The sequence below is a fragment of the Bacteroides sp. AF20-13LB genome (assembly GCF_003603065.1).
Taxonomy (GTDB): Bacteria; Bacteroidota; Bacteroidia; order Bacteroidales; family Bacteroidaceae; genus Bacteroides; species Bacteroides uniformis.
Genome location: NZ_QTMH01000016.1, coordinates 69,677 through 90,963, shown reverse-complemented (window position 1 = coordinate 90,963; position 21,287 = coordinate 69,677). Strand labels below are relative to the sequence as shown.

Here is a 21,287-nt window from a genome sequence, read left to right as displayed (position 1 = left end):
ACGGAATTACACGGATTTATCCTTATTTCCCCTTATTCTCATGGATACGTATCACCGTAAACGAATAGGCAGGCAAGGTATAAGGAAACTCCGTACCGCCGATGTCGAAGGCGGAAGTCACGGAACGTGCCTGCTTGTCTTTCGGGTCACCCGTCAGGAGCGTCTTCACTGCCGAGGGATTCTGCAAGTCGATGCCCTTCAGCTTCACTGTAGAGGAAACCTCCACCGGAAGCAGGTTCACCAGCTTTACGATATGGTCACCCGTGGCCTCATCCTTTACCACCGAAACACCGACGCGCTTACGGACAGCCTCTTGCCCATTATTCAGTGTGACGTGCGAGGTGATGTACTGCGTACCCGCATTCTGTCCGTACATCTGCTGTGTGTAGTAGCCCACGGTAGGCTTCACTTCCGTGTTATTGAAATAAATCAAGTCGGGATTCCACTGCGTATGGCCTTCCTTCGCCAGCAACGGGGCGTACGAGGTCATCTCCACCACATCGGCATTACGTTCCACCGAAGTCAGATAGAGAGCTTCTGCCAACGCTGTCTCTATGTTGTTGGGACGTCCGGGCAGGTGGGCGGCATATTCGCCCAGATAGACCTTGGACTTGGTACGGTCATAACGGTCGTAGTAGTCCTGGTTGTGAATCATCCAGCCCGGATCCACGTAATAGTGTTCGTCCACCATGGGCACGCCCAGTTCCGTGGCAAGGCGCCAGCCCTCCGCATAGTCCGTGCCTTCGTAGAAGGGACCTACAGTGCCGACAACCGTAATTTCGGGATGCTTCTCCCTGACAGCCTTGTATATCATGGCAAAGCGCTCCTCAAACACTTCGGTAATCATATCCTCGTTGCCGATGCCGATATACTTCAGATTGAAAGGCTTGGGATGGCCTGCCTCAGCACGCTTCCTGCCCCACACGGTGCGGCGTGCATCGCCGTTGGCATACTCTATCAGGTCGAGCACATCCTGGATATAGGCAGGCATCTCTTCCATCGGGATGCCACCCTGCTGGCCGTAGCGCATCAGTTCCTTGTTGGCCCCCTGCGGACAGTTGTCGGCATAGTGCGAGTGTGTGCCCGAATTCTGGCACGGCACGCCCGCTGCCAATACCGGCAGAGGTTCGGCACCTATATCTTCGCAGAAGCGGAAGTACTCGAAGTAGCCCAGTCCGCGTGTCTGATGATACCCCCACAGATTGCGCAACGGCTTACGGGCTTCAAGCGGTCCGATAGAGCCTTTCCAATCATAGATATTGTCGATGCCGTCGCCATGAGCCACGCAGCCGCCGGGGAAGCGGACGAAGCGTGGATGCAGGTCGGCAAGCGTCTGCGCCAGGTCGGCACGCAAGCCGTTCTTATGGCCCTTGAATGTATTTTGCGGAAAAAGGGAAATCATATCGAGATGCAGTGTCCCCACCGTCTGCGGCTGAAGCGAGAGCACGGCGGCACGCACATCGGCGTTTGCCGTCAGCACCGTCTGCTGTTTCTTCCACTCTTTGGAGGACACATTGACGGAAGAGCGGGCAATCTCACGGCCCGTCTGGTCGAGCAGGCAAACAACCACCTTGCCTCCCTTGCTGCCCGGTGCCACGCGGGCGAAGAGAGAGAAATCGTACTTCTCCCCTTTCTTCAAGCTGATGCCGTCGAAACCGTCGTTCTGCAATGTCACTCCGGGACGCGCCTCCAATACGGCATAATGAGGGTTATTGGGATGAATGGGGTCGGCAGCGGCAATGGTAACGGCAGCCGAAGTATTCCCCTCTTTCACCGCCCAGGCATATGTGCCGTCCCAACCTTGGTGTGAACCGTCCTTAGACGAATACTCGAAGTCGCGGTTCTGTACCAGCTCGGCATACAGTCCTCCATCCGCAGCATAGTTGATGTCTTCGAAGAAAATACCTATCAGATGCTTGCTGATGGTTTTTGCACATTCCGTCTCCACTTCGATAGTCGCCTCCACCGGTTTCAGTCCGGCAAAACGTACGGGGTCTTGCTCGGTACGTTCGGCATGGAGTGCCTGGCGGTACTTCTTATGCTCTGCAAAGGAGATGACACGCTGCACCGTGGCATACGGTACACGCTGCATCCAACCCTGCTGTACGGTACCGTTCAGCAGAACCTCCTTCCGCACGTTAGGATAGACCTCCGCCGGCCGGTATTCGGCAAGGCGAGAACGGTCAAAGTATTTCTGCGCTTTCCATTGCAGCAAGTCGGGAGACTCGACGTATGCAAGGGAGTTTCCGCTTTCCGTCAGTTCCCAGATACAGTGCCAACGGTCGTCGGCACGGGTCTGCATCAAGTGCGGTTTCAGCATCCGCTTCATTTGCCCCCAGGGGCCGAAGTCCGAGTTGACAAAGGAGCTGCCCTCTGCCACGCTGAACCATCGGTTGCCATCGGGACTCCAGGCTAGTTTCAGACCGCCACTGCCGTCGGCATGGGAGTAGGAAAAGAGGTAGACTGAATCGGGTTCATTCGCCACTCCATTCGTCACAGCCTGCAAAGGAACGGTCAGTGTCAAGAACAGACACAAGGACAATAATTTCAAGAATCTATTCATGGTATTAAGTCGGTATTAATCATTCACATTTAGTTCGATAGTCACAATCAGCCGTATTCTGAATGCCATTCAGTCGTATAGTGAATAGGGTTCAGTCGTATAGTGAATGCCATTCAGTATACGACTGAATCAGGACAATTATAAACCTTTGATAATCAAAGATTTGCAAAAGGAGTAATCCGTTATGACATATCATTACAAAACAAGGGTTGCTCCATGCCTTCTTTATTCCACGATTACCGCCCCTCCCTGCGGCTGAACCGTGAGTTGCAGAGAGCCGTCAGTCTTTATCTTCTGCAGCTTTAATTGAGGCTGCATCTTCTTGTCATCACTATACAGAGACACCTCTTGTCCTGCCAGCATAGGAAGGTCAAGTTTCAGTTTCAACGGTTCCACCGTTGCATTGGCAGCGGCTATGTACCACGTGTTTCCATGACGACGGGCAAGAACAATATATCTCCCCGGATAGCCGTCAATGAAACGGGTCTCGTCCCAAGTAGTGGGCACTTGTTTCATAAAGTCGAGGCAGATTTGCGGAGCATCCGTCAAGTTATTAGGTGCCAAGGCGAAGTTCTGGATAGGATTTTGGAACAGCACTGCCGTTGCCAGCTGAAAGATGTCCGTGGTGCGGCGAATAGTTCCGCCATCGTTGCTGCGGTTCAAACGCTTGTTCAGGAACACACCGCCAAACTCCATGCATCCCACAGCATTGCGGATGAAAGGGTGCAGCGTGGCATTGAACGCCTCGTTATCACAGAAATGCTGGCTAAATACCAGATTCTCGGAAGCCAGCACCGCCTCGCTGCCTACGTAATTGGGATACATCCGTTCCCAGCCGCGAGGCAAGGTACAGCCGTGGAAGATAACCATCAGACCGTGGTCGTCGGCATCGCTCAGAATCTCCTCGTACAAACGCAGGGTCTCTTGCTTGTCACCGCCGAAGAAGTCTACTTTGATACCCTTCACACCCTGGCTTTGCAACCAGCGCATCTCTTGCTTGCGGGCAATGGAGTTATCCATCCGGTTGACGGGACTCTGCTCTATATCGTTCCAGTAACCACTGGAGCTATACCACAAGAATACCTCCACACCCTTGCTACGGGCATACTTGATAAACTGTTCCATGCGGTCGCGACCGATGTTGTTGTCCCACCAGTTGTCAATCAATACATATTCGTATCCCATGGCGGCTGCCAAGTCAACATAGCGCACCTGGTCGTCGTAGTTGATGCTGCCGTCCTGCCAGAGAATCCAGCTCCATGTGCCACGGCCCGGCTTGTAATCATGGGTGGTGGTATAGCGTGGTTCCACTACATCCCAGGGGACGGTGGTTTCCACAATCGGCTTCAAGGTTTCCCCCACCGTCACAGTACGCCACGGCGTGGAGCCCGGCAGGGAAAAGGCAGGTGCCACCGTTCCATTGCCGTTGTTCTCTTCCGGCATGGGGAAAGCAATGCGATACACGCCGTTATCCCAATCACTCAAACGCGAGCCACAATAACGGCTGTCCACTCCGGTTTCACTGAGCAGTACCCAGCCGTCATCCCCCACCTTGAACAAGCAGGGAAATGTATATCCATGTCCATAACCCGAACGTTCGTTCATCGGGGCATCTGCCTTATATTCTTCTTCGTAACTGGGTTTGGTACGCTTCCACCCTATCATGGCGTCGCTCTGCGGACAAAGGAAAGTGGTGGTCTGCGACGGGAAGCGGAAGCCGGTCCGTTCGCTGTTCACCGTGACGCTTCCTTTTCCCTGCTCCCTCGGCAGGGTGTAACGGAAAGCCACGTCATTGTTGCTGACGCGGAAAGTTATCTGCACATTCTTCCCCTCACCGTTGACGAATGAACAAAGCAATTCGTTTGCCCAGTAATGGATGCGCGAAGCTTTGATCCGGGATTGTTCATAAACCGTATCGAGAGCTGTGACTTTATGTTCCTTCAACTGCAATCCTCTATAGAAATCACCCACATTTGTCTCCATCCCCAAGGGAGAAGATTCCAGCATTTGCTTTCCATTGTAGGTGACGGCGTAAGACACTTCGCCGTTGGCTGACGGGCAGGATACCGTAAGCTGCAATTTTCCATCCGGACCATTGACAGATACACTCTGTGCTGCCAGCGGACCTGAGAGGGCAAACAACCAAACCAGTAATTTCAATCTATTCTTCATGGTATTAAATTATTATGTTATATCATTAAATTAAAAGGTAGGCACCACCGGCCTGATGGTTCCGTCTTCATTGAACTCCATCCGGTCTATGCAGACTTCACGATGAACGCCGGGGCCATCTTTCAAGTACCATTTATTAATACGGTGGTAAACGATTCTCCACTCATCTGTACCGGGAATCTGCAATACAGCGTTGTGTGCCGGACCGTAAATTTCCTTTTCCGGATTCTGAATCAGCACAACGGGTTGCTTGGCAACTTCGATAGGACCGAGCGGCGACTTGGATGTACCGTATGCCACATGGTAATTGGGCGAACCGGTATCGTCTACCGACCACATGAAATAGTAGAGCCCGTTGCGATAAAAGACATAGGCTGCTTCGCGGAAAGCATAGTCCTGCAAGGTGCCTCCCGCCGGTGTCATCACCGTAACGGTATTTTCCTTGATGGACACCATATCGTCGTTCAGCTCGGCACCTGCCATGTAGCCGTTGCCCCAGTAAAGATAGGATTTGCCCGAAACAGGGTCTGTAAACACATCCACATCAATCTGTTGCCCGCCACCGACGGGTGAAGCAGTAACGACAGGGCGTCCCAAATCGGTGAAAGGGCCGGCCGGAGAATCGCTCGTAGCCACTCCAATCTGCTTGCCGCCGCCATTCTTGGGGTTTCCACTGTAATAGAAGAAGTATTTATACTTACCGTCCACTTTTTTCTCTTCAATGCAAGGCGCCCAAGCATTGCCATCTGCCCAGGGCACTTGCTCCGACTTCAAGTCCAGCATGACGCCTTCATCCTGCCAGGTCTTCAAATCCGTGGAGGAGAATACGGTGAAATACCAGCCTCCCCAACCCGGCTGTCCGTCCGTAGTAGAATAGATGTAATACTTTTGGGTCTGATGGGAATAAAGGATTTCCGGGTCGGCATGGAAACCCGGCAATACGGGATTGTTGGGCAATGCGCCCAGTTCTGTCGGCTTGCCCCATTCATCGGTAATGCGCAACAGCTCATGGCGGGTAATGGGGATAATGGTCCCATGACGGGGATGGAAGTTCATCTTCACCTCGCTGTCTATCACCTTAAAATTCTTCAAGTCAGTGGTTTCCGTAAACTGATAGCTTCCTTTCATATAGACGTCGTACATCAGGATATACTTATCCTGCCCTATCAGTTTGAAAGTGCCCGCACCCTCTACGGCTTCCTTAGTCTGTTGCTTGTAATCGGGTTCTTCCGTCCATGCCCCGGAGGTCAAGGAACGGGTGGTGGCCACCTTTATGCCGTTTCCATGCCCTTCCGTCTTATAGAAAAGGTGGAAAACACCATCCTTATAGACAATGTCTCCATCGATGCACGATTTCCCGTTCTCCGGCAGAAACAATGGCTTGGGCTCTCCCTCCAAATCCGTAAACTCCGCATTGGCATAAGCATAATATATGACATCGGCTCCATCGCCATGCAGCATGGACCAATACACCATGTACTTTCCCACCTCCGGGTCGTAGATAGTCTGCGGAGCCCATACACGCTTCAAATCCTCCTGACCTGAATAACGTTTCTGTATATTGATAACGGAGTGGGACCAGTTGACCAAGTCGGTAGATTTCAGCAAAACCATGGCACGGTTGGAACTCCATCCATTGGCTGAAACCATATCTGTCACTACCATATAGAAAGTCTTGCCATCCTCGCAACGAAGGATATGCGGGTCGCGGACTCCCCCGGTGGAGCTGATGACTTTCGAGTCGATTACCGGTTCATTATCATTCAATGCCCAGTAGGTATAACCGTCCATGCTTACAGCATAGCGCACAGCTTCTTCATCGCCACTATTCCCAGTGAAATAAGTGAACAAATAAGCTACATAATCTTTTTCGGGAAAGGATTTTTGCCAGGAATATCCCGGAAGTGCAAACAACGACAATAACATTGCCGCCAAAAGCATCCGGAAAGTGTTTTTCATCCGTACAATCATAATCTTTTTATATTAAACCTTTTAACGGGTGTAAAATTAACACTATATACATTATAATACAAAGAAAGTGTATATGTTGTGTAACATATACACTTATTTAATCTCTCCAATCAGTCGGCATTCAAAAAACGCACCATCTCACAAGCTGCCAGCAGAAATGCCCCTACCCCAAAGTTAGCAGTAGAGTTGGCATCAACCACTTGTCCGGGAATGGCTTTCTCGCCAATCGGCTGTACATACCCTATGCGGGCATCGGGCTGCAAGGCTACAGTAGTCAGATAATTCCACGCCTTCATCACTACGGGTTGATAAGCAGCCTTGTCCAGCAAGCCGTTGTTCATCCCCCATAACAGACCATAGGTAAAGAAAGCCGTACCGCTGGTTTCAGGACCGGGAGCATGCTCAGGGTCGAGCATACTGCGTGTCCAGTAGCCTTCCGGCTGCTGGCAGGCAGCCACGGATTTGGCCATCGTCTGGAAGCGGTCTATGTACTCCTGGCGGTATTGGTCTGTTTCGGGCAGGTCTTTCAGTACCTTTGCCAAAGCAGCCAGCACCCAACCGTCGCCACGTGCCCAGAAGTCTTTCTTACCATTCACACTTTTGTGTTTTGGATAAATATATTTGCCGTCGCGATAGTATAGGCCTTCCTCCGAATCGTACATGATACTGTTGGCATAGGTCCAGTATTCATGCAGTTTCTCCAGATATAACGGATTGCCGGTCAGCTTGTACATCTTTGTCATAACGGGCATTACCATGTAAAGTCCGTCCGCCCACCACCAATAATCGTTCTTGTCCGTACTCATCTGGTATTCCATCACTTCGCGCGCACGGGCTATCTTCCCGGAATCCGGCTTCACGGTATACAAATCCGCATAAGTCTGGAAACAAATCTGATAATCACCGAAAAGCACATAATCATCACTCTCCCCATAGCTGTACTTCCACTCTTCCTTGTTGTCACTCTTCGCGCCTTTCCATTCATTATGTTCTGCCCACGCCTCGGAATAGGCATAGCATTCCGGATTACCGGTCAGGAAGAACACCTCCATGTTTCCCGTATGATAGGCGGCATTGTCCCAGAAAGAGCGCCCATGTTGCGGATGGGTCTCCTGCCAATAGTTGTTCACCCGATTGATAATCTCAATCACTTCTTCCGGTTTCGGCTGCTGAGCGGTGCATGAGAACAGTCCCCAGCAAAAAGCCAAACCCAATAAAAATAAGCATGTCGTTTTCATATACTAATACTGTTCTTTTATCTTATCACTTCCAATACATATACCGGTTGCGGTGCAAACTCCACAACCCGCTCTCCGTCTCCTTGCTTGGCATGCTGCACAAACAGATGCAGCCGCTTCCTGCTCTTCCACAATTCCGTGTCATGAGACGGTTCCCAGGCACCGACAGTGAAGTCGGTCAAATCGCTGATGCTCCACTTACTGTTTGCCACATCCGTAGCGTGCGCCAAAGAGACTTTGCTCCCCCGTTCTTCATCCCTAAATACATAAAATATCTCCCCGCCATCTACTACGATGCGCGGACGGGCCATCGGAATCATCTTCGTGCCTCCACCTTTCAGGGAAAACGGAGTGGTACGCCCGGAGACCTGGCGGCTGTGCCACATCTGCCCGTCATGCCAGACAATCCAGTATTGCGGGACGTCGCTGTCCGGGTCGCGCCAATAGGAAGCAATGTACGGATTGCCGCCTGCATCGGCACTCATGCTGGTCTGGTTTATCAGTTCCGAATTCTGAGGAATGCGGCAGGCATACTCTGCATTACCCAGACGGATGGGCAAATCATATTTCTTGCCATTTGCCTTATACCATGTTACGCCATTGTCAAAGGAACGGGCGTAGCATAGGTCATGGTTGGTTTCCACATGCCAAGTCTCGCGCCAGACCCACGACAGATGGATGGTTCCAAGCTCATCTACATATAGCTGCCAGTAAGCATTGCGCTTGTTCTCGCCATCAATCAGTACATCCTGCACACGGCTCCATTTCTTCTCCTTCAAGGAATAGCGGTTCATCACCAGGTTGCCCCGGCCGGAAGAACCGGAACGGTATGCAAACAGCAGGTCGCCTCCGGACAGCAGATAAAACTCCGGATAGGTTACATTGCCTTCATCCACGCCCGTCATGGGCTCCTTCTCACCCAATTCCAGTGAATGGGGTGCAATGCTGCGACAGTAGTTCAAGGGCTGTCCGTGATGGTCGAAGGCTACATGAATATACCCGTCACCATCCAGCATCATGCTGATGACGTTATGGGCATCCTTCACATTCCCTTTATACTGTGTGCGGTGCAGTGTCCACTGTCCGGCATGGAGGTTCCGTTTTCCAAGAGTCAGGAACCCTTCCGCATCATAGTAACTGATGTATTGCTCGTCACCTTGCGTCACCAGCGAATTATTACGGAATACGGCAGTGTTGACGGAAGTCTGGCTGTATCCTTTCCCCACTTCCACCAGATGCGTTTCGGGAAGGACACCGGCAGCACCCTGTGCACAGAGTGCCACCGGAAATCCACCAATCCCCCAAACAATTAATATAAATACTATAAAAAATGAATCAGTCTTACTCATAATAGGCATGGTCTTTGGGGAATTCTTCACCACCCCACGCCTTTTTCGAGGTCCATGCCTGCGGAGCATCTGTCCAGAACGGATGGTCGGCGGGCAAGCCCAGGGGCAAGAATGCCAGGGAAGCCATGTAAAGGCTGCCGTTGTTAGTATACCAGTCGGAGATATGAGGCTGGGAACCATTGAATCCCAATGTCAGAAAACCTTTCTCGTTGAAGTTCCGGTTGTCACCGAACATACGGTTGATGACAGCTGTCATGGCAGCACGTACCTGTCCGTTCGACAATTCCTTGGGCAACCATCCACGCCATGCCAACAAAGCCAATGGTTGGAGGGTACCGGTGCGGTAGGTAATGGAACGCCCGAATACGGGGAAGGCCCCCTCGGGAGAGATGAAACGTTCCAGAATCATGCCGAAACGCTGCATGCGCTTCTGGGCACGCTGGAAATTGCAATCCGGCGCATTCCATATCTTATTTTTTCCACTGTTCGTAAAGACTTCCAGACACTCCACATACATGGGATGGAGTACGAAGCTGTTGTAATAGTCAAAGGCAAATCCCGGTCCGTCGCTATAGAAGCCGTCACCTACATACCACTCTTCCACCTTGCGCAGAGCGGAGACAATACGGTAAGCATCACTCTTGGAACCAGCCTTGCGCAGGAAACATTCTACCGTAGACGAGAACAGCAGCCAGTTGGTATAAGGAGGGTCCACACGGCGCAACTGGGTGAACTCTTCAATGTAACGCCGTTTAGTCAAACTATCCAGAGGCACCCACAAAGCATCGTATCCTCGCAGGAAGCTTTCAGCAACATAAGCAGCATCGACCAGCGGCTGCCCCTCTTTCCGCCAAAGTAGGTAATCCTGACTTTCCGGGTCTACCGCCTGCGCATAACTTTTCAATGCCCATTCGCGGAGCTGCCTGCGCTGCTTGCCTTCGGCAGTGTCATCGTCCGGCAAAGAGAGCCAGGGCGCCAACCCCGCCATCAGACGGCCGAAACATTCCATATAGGTCACCCGTTTGTCGCGTCCATCCCAAGTGGGACTAAGCTCCACCTGCATATTTTCCTGGAGCTTCCCTTCACTCATATTGCTCAGTACCGGAGCAGCCATTTGATACAACACCCCGGCCCAAAGTTCGCGGTCTGTCACTTCCTTCTCTTTTTTCTTCTTGGCAGCCATTTCCTGAGCAGGCAGCAATAAAACTGCCACCAGCAGCAGCCATAAGTAGTTACTTTTTCTCATGATATTATTTAAGTTTGTTTTTCAATACTGCAAAATTACCCCATTCCCGGTAATTTCGGGGGCACTATTGTTTCAAAAAGGGGTAAATATCGGTCATTAGTGCCCCAAAAGCTCAGAAATCACAAGAAAAATCCTAAGATTAAACCGTGCTACGACGGAAGTGAATAAAGTATTTGCCGCTATATTTGTTTCTTCATGAACTGCACCAGTACGAGGGCAATGCAATAAGCTATAATCTGTTCAAACCAAAAGTCAAGTCCTTCAAACATATTACTCATTATTTTAATAGACACCCATTCCTTTTTCTGATAACAAAGGAAAGGAGTTTATTCGGAATAATGAATTTCCATACGACTCAAAAAATGTTCTATTTTTCCGGATTACAGACAAAACTGAGAATATCCACCAAGACACTGACTACTTCCATATTACATTAAATGTCCCGAAAACCGATATATTCTCCTGCCAAAAGACTATTTTTGCAACAAATATCCATAAGCATACCATGGCAGGCATCTATATTCATATACCTTTTTGCAAGACACGCTGTATCTATTGCGATTTTTATTCCACCACTCGCAGCGAATTGAAGCAGCAGTACATCCGTGCCTTGTGCACTGAACTGAAAACCCGCAAGGGTTATCTGAAGGAAGAACCGATAGAGACCATCTACTTTGGCGGAGGAACTCCCTCACAGCTCGCTCACGAAGATTTCGAGCAGATATTCCGGACTATCAAAGAGGTGTATGGAACAGAACATGCCGAAGAAATTACCCTCGAGGCCAATCCCGACGACCTGACGGAAGAATATGTGTCCATGCTGCGCACCCTCCCCTTCAACCGCATAAGCATGGGGATACAGACATTCGACGCCCCCACCCTGAAACTGTTGAACCGCCGGCACAATGCCGCGCAAGCCATCGCAGCCATACACCGCCTCCGCCAAGCCGGCTTCCGGAATATCAGCATCGACCTCATCTATGGACTACCGGATGAAACAGACCAACGGTGGGAACGCGACCTGCAACAAGCCGTCGGCCTTGATGTGGAGCATATCTCCGCTTATCATCTGACTTACGAAAAAGGCACCCGCATCTACGAAATGCTGCAGAGCCATCGTATCAGCGAAGTGGACGAAGAGAGTAGCCTGCGCTTCTTCTCGGTGCTCATGGACACCCTGGGAGCCGCGGGGTATGAGCATTACGAAATATCCAACTTCTGCAAGCCCGGCATGTACTCACGCCACAACACTGCTTACTGGAAAGGCATTCCGTATTTGGGCTGCGGCCCTTCAGCCCACTCCTTCAATGCGGAGACAAGGGAATGGAACACAGCTTCTCTGGAAGGATACATAAAGTCCATTGAAGAGGGGCACCGTTCCTCCGAAACAGAAATTCTGGATAAAGTGACCCGTTACAATGAATACATCATGACTTCCCTGCGTACCATGTGGGGAATCTCCCTGACATATACGGAAGAAGCCTTCGGCACAGAGTTGTGCCAATATTGCACGAAAATGGCAGCCCCCTACCTCCAAAGCCACAAACTGGAGATGCAGGCAGACCGCCTGCGCCTGACCCGGGAAGGTATCTTTGTTTCGGACGGCATAATAAGCGACCTGATGTTCATTGATTAACAGCAAAACCGGGAGACTGCATGACCGAACAAGAAGTCAGACGCTACTTGCGCCAAATGAAGGAAGAAGACTCGGAACGGGCTTTTCACAGTTTCTACAATCTGTGCTACGACCGCTTGTTCCGTATTGCCTGCTATTTCGTGAAGCACGAAGAATGGGCGCAAGAAATTGTGCTCGACGTCTTCATGAAGCTTTGGGAACAACGCGCCCTGTTGCCGGAAGTGAACAACATAGAGGATTACTGCTTTATCCTTACCAAAAATGCCTCCCTCAATTACCTGGAAAAAGAGAACCGGCACCCTACACTCTCGTCCGAACAGCTTCCCGAAGTTTCCGGCCAGGCCGATTCCCCCGAAGACACTCTTATCAGCGAAGAACTGTTTGCCCGATATGTCAAGGCGCTCGACCGCCTGCCGGAGCGTTGCCGTGAAGTATTCATCCGCCTGCGCGAAGAGAAACAAAGCTATGCACAAGTGGCGGAGGAGCTGAACATCAGCACAAAGACAGTAGACGCGCAACTGCAAAAAGCACTCACAAGACTCAAGGAAGCATTGCTGACGGAGTGAACTCTGCTTCATCTTCCTTGCAAGAAGCCGCGTATGCATGTATGAGATGTACATCTCGAGCTGCATGAGATACACATCTCGCACAACATGAGATGCACATCTCGAGCACACCTTCCCTATTGATTGAAACAGAGAAACAAGGAAGTCATACGTAGGCAGGACGGACTTTCACGGACAAAGAGCTTTAGATTAACATTATTTCAGGATATAGGCATAGGGAATTCCTGAAAAGGAGCTGTCTTTACATGCAGAAAAGGAGTCATAGGCTCTTAATAAATTGCCAAAAATGAAAGTGAATAACGAGAATTTCGACAAGGTACTGAACAAACTGGTTGCTTCTACCCGTTCCCCACGAGGACGCTTTACGGCAGAGAACAGCTGGAGGCTGCTGGAAAGCCGTTTGCTAAAGCGCCGCAGCATGAAGCGGTTCTGGATGCGTACAGCCAGTGCCGCAGCCGTAGTCCTGCTCTGTGTAACGAGCTGGGCAGCCTATCAGTTCTTATACGTAGCACCACCACGGGAAGCCATTCCCACAGAAGCCATACATACTACCGAGGAAACCCAAGTAATTCATAGCGTACTGACATTCGATCAGCAACCCTTGCAGGAAATCGTCCGTCAACTTTCCGAAACGTTCCGTACCGATATACGTATCGAAGGAGACAGCCTGAAGAACTATCATATGACAGCTACCTTCCGCGAAGGGGAGAGTCTTACAGAAATCCTCGACCTACTGAAGGACGCCGGCAACTTTACCTATAAAAAAGAAAACAACACTATTATCCTTACTACTAAACTTAACTGACAATGACCAGCTCTACTATCTGTTCGCACCACCGCATCAGAACCGTACTTCTGATGTGTGTGGTTCTTTTAAGCGCCTCACTCCATGCACAGGCACAAAACAAGGAAACACGTATAAACCTGAATATCCGTAACGCAACTTTAGAGAGTTTCGTGAAGCAACTGGAAAATGTAACCGGATTCTCCTTCATCTATGGGGAAGAAGTAAAGCTCACGCACCGCATCACACTGGAGATGAAACAAAAGAACATCAGTGAGATATTGCAACGTGCCTTTGAAAACGAACCCATCACGTTCGAAATATCCGGAAAGCACATTCTACTCCATAAGCGGCCCGTGCCGCAGAAACCCGTTAGCCGTAAGTTCACCATCAGCGGATACGTGACCGACGGAGCGTCTTCCGAGACGCTGATTGGTGCCAATATCCTTGAGAGTCGTCGTTCCACAGGTACTGCCACCAATCCTTTCGGTTTCTATTCCCTCACCCTGCCGGAAGGGGAAACGGAACTGGTTTTCTCCTACCTGGGCTACGAAAGCCGGCATAGCCGGTTCGAACTGACGAAAGACACCTTACTCAACGTCAGGCTGGACAGCAATAACCAGCTGGCAGAGGTCGTGGTGCTCTCGGACAAGCGGGAGGCCGGCATAGAAAGCACAGCCATGGGAGCGCATGAGATACCGATGACACAAATCAGGCATACCCCGTCCATATTGGGAGAAGCCGACCTGCTGAAGACCATTCAGCTGATGCCGGGTGTGCAAGCCGGTATGGAAGGTTTTGCAGGCATGTATGTGCGAGGGGGAGGTCCCGACCAAAACCTGGTTATGCTGGACGGAATTCCTGTTTACAACGCAGACCACCTGCTGGGAGTATTCTCCATCTTTACGCCCGAAGCGGTAAAGAACACCACACTCTTCAAAAGTTCTTTTCCTGCCCGCTACGGCGGGCGTCTTTCGTCTATAGTAGATGTACGGACCAACGACGGGGACATGCATAAATACCACGGCGCATTCAGCATAGGCCTGCTGACGGACAAACTGCATATCGAAGGCCCTATCTGGAAAGAACGGACCTCCTTCAGTTTCAGCGCACGAGCCATCCCCACCCTATTCTTCAAAAATCTCATTGTAGACAAAGACGACACCTATTCCGACAAATACAACTACTATTTTTACGACGTCAATGCAAAGGTCAACCATAAGTTCAGCGACCGTAGCCGCATCTTCCTCAGTTTCTACAAGGGGAAAGACCACTATCATTATGACAGTTACTACCACGGTGACAATTACGACAACAGCATTAAGAATTATTCCAAGGACAACAGCCATCTGAATTGGGGAAACACCATCGCCTACGGCCGCTGGAACTATGTATTCAACAGCAAGCTGTTTTGCAACACCACCGTCTCATACAACAAATATGAGATGGGGCTGGACGGAAACATGGAAGATACCTATACTGTCGCCAATAAAGTACAAGACAGATACTATTACTCCTCCAAGTTCAACTCCGGTATCCGTGACTGGAGTGCGCGTATGGACTTTGACTACACCCCCATGCCGCAGCACCACATCAAGTTCGGTGCAGAGTACATCCACCATACGTTCCGTCCGGGAATAGCTACCTCGAAAATACAAGATATAGATAATGGCGCCCTCCAGGAAGATACGGTTTACAATACCAGCAACAGCCATGCCATGCGCGGACAAGAAATCTCCCTTTACGCCGAAGACAATTTCAATGTAAACGCCAGGTTCAGTCTGAATGCAGGTGTACGCACATCGCTGTTCCACACACAAGGGAAAAGCTACTATTCGCTGCAGCCCCGCCTTTCCGCCCGCTATGACCTCGGACAAGGATATTCCGCCAAAGCATCCTATACGTGCATGGCACAGTATGTGCATATGCTGTCCTCCACTCCGCTGTCTATGCCTACCGACCTCTGGGTGCCCATTACCAAAGACATCAGTCCGATGTATGCCAACCAGTTCTCCATAGGAGGCTACTATTCCGGACTGCCGGGTTGGGAGTTCTCCGTCGAGGGATATTATAAACAGATGAAACACATACTTGAATATCAAGACGGTGTATCCTTCTTCGGCACCTCTACCAACTGGGAAGAAAAAGTGGAAATGGGCGAAGGCCGCTCCTTCGGTCTGGAACTGATGGTACAGAAAACATTGGGCAAGACTACCGGCTGGCTGGCATATACCCTATCCAAGACCGATCACCGTTTTAAGAACGGTACCATCAACCAAGGCCGATGGTTCCCCTACAAATATGACCGCCGCCACAGCATCAGCCTCAATCTCAGCCATAAGTTCAGTGACCGCATTGATGCAGGAGCTTCCTGGATATTCAATACCGGTGGATGTATCACTATCCCCGAAAAGGCAACAATCATCATCCGGCCCGATGGCTCTATTGAGGAAACCGGTTACATCTCCCGGCGTAACAATTACCGCCTTCCCGCCAGCCATCGTTTGAATCTCGGCGTCAACTTCAACAAGAAGACCAAACATGGTATTCGTACCTGGAATATCAGTATCTACAATGCATACAATGCCATGAATCCGAATATCGTTTACAGCAAATACCAAAATAGATACAACGTATACTACGATGATTTCTACGAAAGTATTTATCATGGAAATACCGGACAGAAGAAAGCTCAAACTGTCATCAAGAAAATAACAATACTGCCTTGTATTCCTTCTGTTACCTATACTTATAGATTTTAAAAACAAATCCGGCATATGAAAACAAAAATGAAATTACACCTTATTATATATATAACTATTGTAAGCTTCCTAACAGCCTGCGAAAACGAAATTCCTTACAATCCCGGACAACAAGATCCGCAAATCATCATGAACGCCTTGCTCGAAACCGGACAAGCTGAGAATGATGTCTATCTCCACTTAGGCGAGGGCTATAGCATTGAACATTTGAACGAAGCAACTCTTTCCCTCTACATCAATGGCAAAATAGCAGAAACTCCGAAAGCGGTTTCCCCGGAAGAAATTTATGGGCATCTGGAAGGAGAACTTGATAAGGACGTTTATGAATCATTACTGAAAAGTATACGTTTCAAGAAATATCGTCTGACCAGCACACTGCATCCCGGTGACAACATACGTCTGGAAGCCACTGCCGAAAACGGAAAATACCATGCCAGTGCCGAAGTCACCGTGCCACAGCCGATAGAGAGCCTGCACGTGGATACTTGCCTGGCCTACCTGCGCGAGTACAGCGGGAAAAACCTTTACCGCCAATACAAAATTACATTGCAAGACCGCCCCAACGAGAAGAACTACTACCGGCTGGACATTTGGAATGACCGTAGTTACTATTGCAAATGGAAAGAATATCTGGAGGATGAAAACGGCAGCCTCATCAAAGTGGAAGACGAGGACGGCTCTTGGCATTGGGCCTCCATACCTAGAGACACTACCATCCTTGCTCCCCGGCAGAACGAAATCATCAACCGGGAAGATGTTATACTGACTGACGGCCACCCCAGCAACTATGATGATGAAGAAAATGAATTGTTTCCCACCATAAATAACAAATACAACATATTCAATGATAACACTTTCCGTAACTCTTATGCCACATTGAAAGTATACACCCCTCTCTACCAAGATTATTATCCGATAGAGGGACACTACTACGACCATATATCCCGCAAACAAACCATCACCGTACGGTTGCTTAGCATCACTGAAGCCGAATACCGCTATCTAAAAGCCTTAAACTGCCTGGATGATGGGGATTACGACGATGCTTTAATGGAACCTATCAGTCTGCCTTGCAACGTCATAGGCGGATTAGGCTTTGTGGGAGTCTGCTCTGAAAGCAGAGTAATCATAGAATTACCCGAAACTATTTGGCAATAACATTTTGACTAATAAAAATCCTTTTATCCATTACTACAAATATAAATTCAGTTAGTCCACATTACATTCGTATTACAAAAAGCATCTAAACAAAGCATTTTCACACTATAAAATTGATTTAAGTCAAGAAATGAAGGTATAAACTACACTTTTTCCCTTATTCATTTTTGTGTTATAAAACATATACCTACATTTGCATAGGTAAAAGAAAAAGCTAAGCGCTTAGAGAGTTTTCAATAGGTATTAGATTGAAATTAGTTTTTAGGAATAACAATTAAAAAGTAGGTATTATGAAACGTTTAGGATTAACATTAGTGGCAGCAGTCTGCCTGACTGCTACAACATTTGCAGCAGGAAACCAACCTACAACTGCAAAATGGGAAGGTAACATCAACATAACAAAGTTGAGCAAGTATTTGAATCTGGATTCCAACCAGCATGAAGAAGTGGCAAACATCTGCGAATATTTTACAGAACAGATGGAACGCGCTACAAATTCCAAGAAGAATCAGGAGAAGTTACTCCGTAATGCAGTTTATGGTAATCTGAAGTTGATGAAAAAGACTCTGAATGAAAAGCAGTATGCTGATTATGCCAGAGTATTGAACGTCACACTGCAGAACAAAGGTATCGAAGTGAAATAAACTTCGCTTCTGATAAATACGAAAATAGTATTTGATAAATAAAAAGGCATTGGACTTTAGAGGTTCAATGCCTTTTCTTTACGTCAACGCCACCAAAACCTGCGGCGTCAACTCCCTAACCAAATAATTCTTATCACTTTACAAGCAGAATCTGTCTTGCAGCTCTTTCTTATACTTTCTGGAAACCAGCAGTTCCGTCACTTTGTCAAATGGTGGATAAAGCATGCATTTGCTATCCTTTATAATCATCAGATAATCAATATTGATAATATACGATTGATGTATCTGCACGAAACTGGATGAATATTGAGTAATCTGCTCAGCAGTCATTCCGCGACGCAACACCAACGGCGGCTGGTTGTTTAGTATCACCTCCCATTGTTTACGCTCGGAACAATAGCGAAAAAAGCCGATTTCAGCCGGACGCAACGCACGCATATCATTAGTTGGCGTAAATACGATAAATGTCTGTCCGGTATACAACGGTGCACCAATGGGATATGACATTCTCTGCCCAGCCTCTGCCTGCTCTACAAAACGCGCAAGAATATCCCGCAACTCCTGCTCTTCAAAAGGTTTCAGCAGATAGTCGAACGCAGCCTCCCGGATAGCCTGAATCATGTACTTATCATAAGCCGTATAGAAAACAATCCGCATATTCCACGAAACACTGTCACGTATTTCCTGCAGTAATTCCATTCCAGTCATGTCCGGCAGTTCCACATCCAAGAACAACAAATCCGGCTGTACCTTGGCAATGAGTTTTTTCCCTTGTTTACCATTACGGGCAGTTCCTTTCAAAAAGAAGCGTGCATCCTTTCCCAATTCAAAACTCAGATTCTCAAGAGCCACCTCATCGTCGTCAACTATTGCAACCTTATATTTATCCATGTTCCTTTTATGTTTTTCTTCTCGCGAATATATACATAATCCTACTCCCATACAAAGCAATAGAAGGTCATTTACGGACTATTTGTCTGTAAATATGCCTATCCTTGCAAAAAATAAGATTAAACGGTTCTTTTAAATTCTGTAATCGTAGTTGTCAGGCAGCCAGAAAGTCACCTCACAGCCCATCTCACCACTCTGTAGAGAGACATTGTGCACCAAAACATCAATGGCCTCCTTGTTCTTATTGTTGAGAATCCGAATGGTCTGCATAATGACTTTCATTCCCGTCCCCGTGCCCCGGTTCCGACTGTCCGGACGATAACCGCCACCATTATCCGTTATCTTTATACAGATACCATTTCCCCGGCGGCAGACCGAAACCCAAAGATTACGTTCACCTTCCTTCTCGCGCAACGCATGCTTCACTGCATTTTCAACCGGAATTTGAATCATCATAGACGGAATCCTTATTTGCTCCGGCTGCACATCCTTTTCTATCTTCAGTTCCGAATGAAAATCCGGACCTAAAGAACGGCGTTCCAGATTAATATATGTTTTCACAAAATCCAGCTCCTCTGCCAAGGTTACACACAGTTGTTCCGCCAATTCCAGATTGCGACGCATCAGTTTTACCAGCGACGAAAGCTCTTGCTTTTCTTCCACATTCCGCTCCGCCATCTCCCGGTTCAGCATATTGAAGATGAAATGAGGGGACAAGCGGTTACGGATATTCTCCAGACGAAGTGTAGAGACTGTGCGATGATTCCGTGCAAGCAACAAAGCACGTTTCTTTTTGCTGTACAGATAAAGGAAAACCGCCGTCAATATAGATACAACAGCTACAGCAAACACGACAAACTGTGTCTGCCTCAGCACCAGCACCTTGTTTTTCTGCTCCTGAAGCAAAACCCGATGTGCTATCAAGGTAGAATCCTGCTGATAACGCAAAGTCAAGTCTGCCGTACGCATCCGGACACGCTCATTCCTGATAGAATCATCAAGCTGGTTGTTCCTCTGCAGATAGTGATAAGCCCTCTTGTAGTTGCCGGTTTCCTCGTAAAACTGCTGAAGGTATTTATTACGGATATGTACCATATCAGGGTCGATGCCCGGAGGGACTACACTCTCGGACAATAAACGACGTGCCTCTTGAAAGTCTTTCTGAAGCAGAGCCAATTCTATTTTCTGCGTATCGATATAATATAGTGCAGTACTCACCCCCATTTCCTCAAAAAAAAGTTGGCATTCATTTATATATTTAACAGCCAAATCAACCATATTCAGTTGAAGATAACAGTCTCCTAAATTCAACCTCCCCAGATTAAGTTCAAAACTCATATCAGCATATCCTTCGACTAAATCAATAACCTTTTGGAAATATTTTATCGCTGTCTGGTAATCCTCCCTATAATAGTAAGAAGTCCCTCTATTATTCAAATAAATATATTTTTCATAAGGTAGCATACTGTCATAGCTTTCTCCTGCCAGATTATAATAGTAATCACACTGTTCAAAATCACGCATGGTAACATATACTTGTGCCAAACCATAATAAATGGGAGGTTTCTTGGTAGAAGCTATATGCAAAGAGTCGCACATCAACAAAGCTCTCCTATACCAAGCTGCCCCTATATCCAATTTTCCTAAACGGTTATTCGCATCTGCAAGATTCATCAAAATATCCGGCACCACTTCAATCCTAGTCCCTCTCATCCGTAATTCATAAGCCTTCCGGAAACAAATTTCGGCAGAATCCATATTCCCAACACGTGCAAAGATATTTCCCTTCATATTGAAACATTCAGACTCCAAATCTGCCATTTGAGAAGAACTATGCTGCCTTTCTATAAAGTCATGTATCTGCTGGATTACGATTTGTGCCGAATCAAGCTGTGAAGTAATCAAATATGTTTTCAGTGTCATTGCCAGATAATTATACTTGACCAAGCTATCCTTTGCCTCTTCCATCTTTTGAAAAGCCTTCAACCTTACCTTTCGGGGCACAATGGCCACAGAATCTCCATTTATATGGGAAAAATCCTCAAAAGCTCTCATTTCTGTGTATACGTCCTCTTTATCTCCGGGCGCACAAGCTCCTAGAAGCACAAACCCTAATATCCAATAAATATAAAATCGAATTCGCTTATCCATCCTCTCTCCCATGTTTCTCGTAATTAGATTATTTATTCAATACATCTGCAAACTTAAAATATTTTTGCGAAATACCGTCAAGCATAAGGCGTATTTCTCAACCACAAAAGAGCATACGCTACCGCTTTATTAAAACGAAACAAAAAAATCACATCA

14 protein-coding genes are annotated in these 21,287 nt (G+C 48.2%); 6 read left to right on the top strand and 8 right to left on the bottom strand.

Features of this window, described 5'->3' with window-relative positions; genetic code table 11:
- Positions 1–22 precede the first annotated feature (22 nt).
- The 6 genes from DWX62_RS18150 to DWX62_RS18125 form a co-directional block, all read right to left on the bottom strand.
- Positions 23–2,563 carry an alpha-L-arabinofuranosidase C-terminal domain-containing protein gene (locus DWX62_RS18150; protein WP_035449162.1) on the bottom strand — a complete coding sequence of 847 codons (2,541 nt, stop codon included), beginning with the start codon at positions 2,561–2,563 and terminating at the stop codon, positions 23–25.
- Between the two features lie 225 nt (positions 2,564–2,788).
- Positions 2,789–4,735, bottom strand: coding sequence for a glycoside hydrolase family 97 protein (locus tag DWX62_RS18145; RefSeq protein WP_120173058.1), 1,947 nt, complete (start codon positions 4,733–4,735; stop codon positions 2,789–2,791).
- Positions 4,736–4,765: 30 nt separating this feature from the next.
- The gene (locus tag DWX62_RS18140) at positions 4,766–6,694 is read right to left on the bottom strand and encodes a family 43 glycosylhydrolase (RefSeq protein WP_229122389.1); all 1,929 of its coding nucleotides are present in this window, start codon (positions 6,692–6,694) and stop codon (positions 4,766–4,768) included.
- 122 nt (positions 6,695–6,816) lie between these two features.
- Positions 6,817–7,944, bottom strand: coding sequence for a glycoside hydrolase family 88 protein (locus tag DWX62_RS18135; RefSeq protein WP_120173057.1), 1,128 nt, complete (start codon positions 7,942–7,944; stop codon positions 6,817–6,819).
- Positions 7,945–7,961: 17 nt separating this feature from the next.
- On the bottom strand, positions 7,962–9,293 hold the full coding sequence (locus DWX62_RS18130; protein WP_120141496.1) for a BNR repeat-containing protein: 1,332 nt from the start codon (positions 9,291–9,293) through the stop codon (positions 7,962–7,964).
- A complete protein-coding gene (locus DWX62_RS18125; RefSeq protein ID WP_061411251.1) occupies positions 9,286–10,539 on the bottom strand; it encodes a DUF2264 domain-containing protein in 1,254 nt (417 codons plus the stop codon). The genes DWX62_RS18130 and DWX62_RS18125 overlap by 8 nt, the downstream gene beginning before the upstream one ends.
- A 505-nt stretch (positions 10,540–11,044) precedes the next feature.
- Here DWX62_RS18125 and hemW point away from each other — a divergent pair.
- From hemW to DWX62_RS18095, 6 genes are all read left to right on the top strand, one after another.
- Positions 11,045–12,175, top strand: a complete 1,131-nt coding sequence (gene hemW, locus DWX62_RS18120; protein WP_119993524.1) for a radical SAM family heme chaperone HemW — start codon at positions 11,045–11,047, stop codon at positions 12,173–12,175.
- A 20-nt stretch (positions 12,176–12,195) separates the two neighbouring features.
- Positions 12,196–12,741, top strand: a complete 546-nt coding sequence (locus tag DWX62_RS18115) for an RNA polymerase sigma-70 factor (RefSeq protein WP_005833278.1) — start codon at positions 12,196–12,198, stop codon at positions 12,739–12,741.
- A 286-nt stretch (positions 12,742–13,027) separates the two neighbouring features.
- Positions 13,028–13,546, top strand: a complete 519-nt coding sequence (locus DWX62_RS18110) for a DUF4974 domain-containing protein (protein ID WP_005833280.1) — start codon at positions 13,028–13,030, stop codon at positions 13,544–13,546.
- Positions 13,547–13,548: 2 nt separating this feature from the next.
- Positions 13,549–16,287, top strand: coding sequence for a TonB-dependent receptor (locus DWX62_RS18105; RefSeq protein ID WP_243636288.1), 2,739 nt, complete (start codon positions 13,549–13,551; stop codon positions 16,285–16,287).
- Between the two features lie 15 nt (positions 16,288–16,302).
- Positions 16,303–17,445, top strand: coding sequence for a DUF4249 domain-containing protein (locus tag DWX62_RS18100; protein ID WP_120173056.1), 1,143 nt, complete (start codon positions 16,303–16,305; stop codon positions 17,443–17,445).
- Between the two features lie 290 nt (positions 17,446–17,735).
- The gene (locus DWX62_RS18095; protein ID WP_005830102.1) at positions 17,736–18,089 is read left to right on the top strand and encodes a hypothetical protein; all 354 of its coding nucleotides are present in this window, start codon (positions 17,736–17,738) and stop codon (positions 18,087–18,089) included.
- A gap of 138 nt (positions 18,090–18,227) precedes the next feature.
- Here the strand turns inward: DWX62_RS18095 and DWX62_RS18090 are convergent, their stop codons facing one another.
- Both DWX62_RS18090 and DWX62_RS18085 read right to left on the bottom strand, forming a co-directional pair.
- On the bottom strand, positions 18,228–18,980 hold the full coding sequence (locus DWX62_RS18090; protein ID WP_120173055.1) for a LytTR family DNA-binding domain-containing protein: 753 nt from the start codon (positions 18,978–18,980) through the stop codon (positions 18,228–18,230).
- 132 nt (positions 18,981–19,112) lie between these two features.
- Positions 19,113–21,143, bottom strand: coding sequence for a histidine kinase (locus tag DWX62_RS18085; RefSeq protein ID WP_005830098.1), 2,031 nt, complete (start codon positions 21,141–21,143; stop codon positions 19,113–19,115).
- Between the last annotated feature and the right edge of the window lie 144 nt (positions 21,144–21,287).